We start from the raw sequence: 2,713 nt of genomic DNA on the forward strand, positions 1-2,713 counted from the left end.
GCTCTCCTTCGGCCACGCCGCCTTCCTGGGCGTGGGCGCGTACACGGCAGGCATCCTCATCGCGCAGCACAACGTCCCTTGGTGGGCTGCGGTGCCGGCTGCGATCGCTGCCGGCTGCCTCGTCGCGCTGGTGATGGGATTGCTCGCCATTCGCACGCGTGGCATCTACTTTGCGATGGTGACGCTCGCGCTTTCCCAGTGCGTCTACTTCCTGGTCTACCAGTTGCCGGCCTCCGGCGGCGAGAACGGGCTTCGCGGCGTCAACATCTCCGAGGTCGGCATTCTTGGATTCCGGCTCGACCTGTTGAACCCGCTGCAGAAGTACTACTTCGTCTTCGGGTTCGTCGCCGTCGCGATGTGGCTGCTCTCCCGCATCCTTGCATCGCCGTTTGGCGGCGCCATTGAAGCAGTACGGGAGAACGAGGCAAGGGCCCGGGCGTGCGGGTTCGATATCGAACGCACGAAGCTTCTGTCCTTCGTCTTGTCGGCAGGACTCTGTTCATTGGCAGGTGCGCTCAACGCCATCCATCTCTCCAGCGTCCCTATCGAGACCTTGCACTACTCTACGTCTGGGATGGTTGTGATGCTCTGCCTGTTGGGCGGCATGGGAACCTACTTCGGTCCCTTCGTGGGAGCGGCGCTCTTCCTGCTCATCCAGGACTTCGCATCCAACTGGACCGAGCACTGGCAACTCCTGGTCGGTGGCGTATTTGTCTTCTTCGTGCTCTTCTTCCCCAAGGGAGTCTGGGGCACGTTCCTCGAGAAGGTCTCCCATGTTCGCTGAACCCATCATTGAAACGAAGAACGTCAGCAAGCGCTTCGCAGGATTCAAGGCGCTCACCGATGTGAGCGTGAGGATTCGCTCCGGCATGCTGACCTCCATCATCGGGCCCAACGGCGCGGGAAAGAGCACGTTCTTCAACACGCTTTCCGGCGCCTTTGCCCCGAGCGATGGACAAATCTTCTTCATGGGCAAGGACATCACGGGAATGCCCGCGCACAAGTTCGCGCACACAGGCATCGCGAAGTCCTTCCAGATAACGAACCTGTTCCCCAACTTCACGGCGCTGGAGAACGTCCGCATCGCGCTTCAGGCACACGTATCGCGCTACGGGCTGTGGCGCAGACGTTCCGCGCTCGAAGGCTTGAGCGAGCAAGCGGCCGCGCTGCTGGCCAAGGTCGGCCTCGCCGACCGCGCCCCTCGTCTCGCTCGAGAGTTGGCCCACGGACAGCAACGCGCACTCGAAATCGCTGTTGCCCTCGCCGCTGAGCCCAAACTCTTGCTGATGGACGAGCCAACGGCAGGGATGAGCCCCGAAGAGACGAAGGTGATGATGGCGCTCATCCGCAAGCTGGTCGAGGAACGAACGGTCGTCCTCGTCGAGCACAAGATGAAGATGGTGATGGGCATCAGCGAACGCATCGTGGTCCTGCATCACGGGGAGCTCATCGCCGAAGGCACACCGGACGACATCCGCGCCAACGACCTGGTCAAGCGCGTCTATCTGGGCCAAGGCGACCACTGAGGGAGTACGACCATGCTTGAAGTCAAAGACCTGAACGCCTGGTACGGAACCAGTCACATTCTCCAGGGCATCAGCCTGAACGTCCGCAAGGGCGAACTGGTCTGCCTGATTGGCCGCAACGGCGCTGGGAAGACCACGACGGTCAAGAGCATCTCCGGCCTGATTTCCAAGGCCAAGGGCTCCGTGAAGTTCGACGGCGTCGAGTTGCTTGGCTCGCCGACGCATGCCAGGTTCGCAAAGGGCCTCGCGTACGTGCCCGAGGAGCGACGCATCGTGCCTGGCCTCACGGTTCGAGAGAACATCCGCCTCGGGCTTCTGGCCTCCCCGCTGCGCAGGCGTGAGTCGGAAGTCATCGACGAGATTGCCGAGACCTTTCCTCGGCTCAAGGAGCGGCTCGACCAGATGGCCATCACGATGTCCGGCGGCGAACAACAGATGCTGGCCATTGCCCGTGCGGTAGCGTCCAAGCCCAGGATGGTGCTGCTGGACGAGCCCTCGGAAGGCATCATGCCGGTCCTCGTGGACGAGATGTTCGAGTACTTCGCGGCGCTCAAGCGCAGCGGAGTGACCATCCTTCTCATCGAGCAGAACGTCGGCCTGGCGCTCAAGATCGCCGACCGCGCCTACATCCTCGACCAGGGGGAGATCGTGTACAGCGGCAGTGCGAAAGAGATGCTCGACGACGAGGCCATCCAGGAGCGCTACTGCGCCGTTTGAATTCCAGCAGGCTGGATGGCGTGGCGCGAACATCGCGAGGGGCCTTGGAGCCGGCACGCCGAAGCTCGGCAAACAGAGGAGTGAGGCGCGGCTGGGCAGAATGCGGCCACCACAGGTCATTCACCGCGAGCTCCTATTTGAGTGGCCTCCGGTCGCTCGTACGCTGGAGCCATGGTCAAGAGCTTTATTGCGCATATACCTCGCAGGAGAAATTGATCGAGTCCAAGGCACCAGGGGCGGCGGACTTCACTAACAAGAGGGTCCGCAAGGGCAGCGTCACCGAGGAGCTCGAGCGCATGGTCAACCGCATCAAGTCGAGCGTGCGAGCCCGGGTTGAGCACGTATTCGGCGTCGTCAAGCGCCTGTGGGGCTTCGACAAGGTGCGCTACCGCGGCTTGAGCAAGAACGCCACACGCTCGTTCGTTGCGCTCGGGCTGGCCAACATCTACCTCGCACGCGCAGTACTGTAT

At 62.2% G+C, this 2,713-nt stretch carries 3 protein-coding genes and 1 pseudogene; all 4 read left to right on the forward strand.

Going from position 1 to position 2,713, the window contains the following annotated elements; genetic code table 11:
• On the forward strand, positions 1-784 hold a 784-nt coding region (locus AC1DY5_RS50500), incomplete at its 5' end, for a branched-chain amino acid ABC transporter permease (protein ID WP_478121827.1).
• Positions 774-1,526, forward strand: coding sequence for an ABC transporter ATP-binding protein (locus AC1DY5_RS50505; RefSeq protein ID WP_478121829.1), 753 nt, complete (start codon positions 774-776; stop codon positions 1,524-1,526). The genes AC1DY5_RS50500 and AC1DY5_RS50505, both read left to right, overlap by 11 nt.
• Before the next feature lie 12 nt (positions 1,527-1,538).
• On the forward strand, positions 1,539-2,243 hold the full coding sequence (locus AC1DY5_RS50510; protein ID WP_478121828.1) for an ABC transporter ATP-binding protein: 705 nt from the start codon (positions 1,539-1,541) through the stop codon (positions 2,241-2,243).
• A 170-nt stretch (positions 2,244-2,413) separates the two neighbouring features.
• Positions 2,414-2,713 (forward strand): annotated as a pseudogene (locus tag AC1DY5_RS50515) (transposase); the annotation flags it as partial.

The sequence above is a fragment of the Variovorax sp. P4_D9 genome (assembly GCF_056401695.1).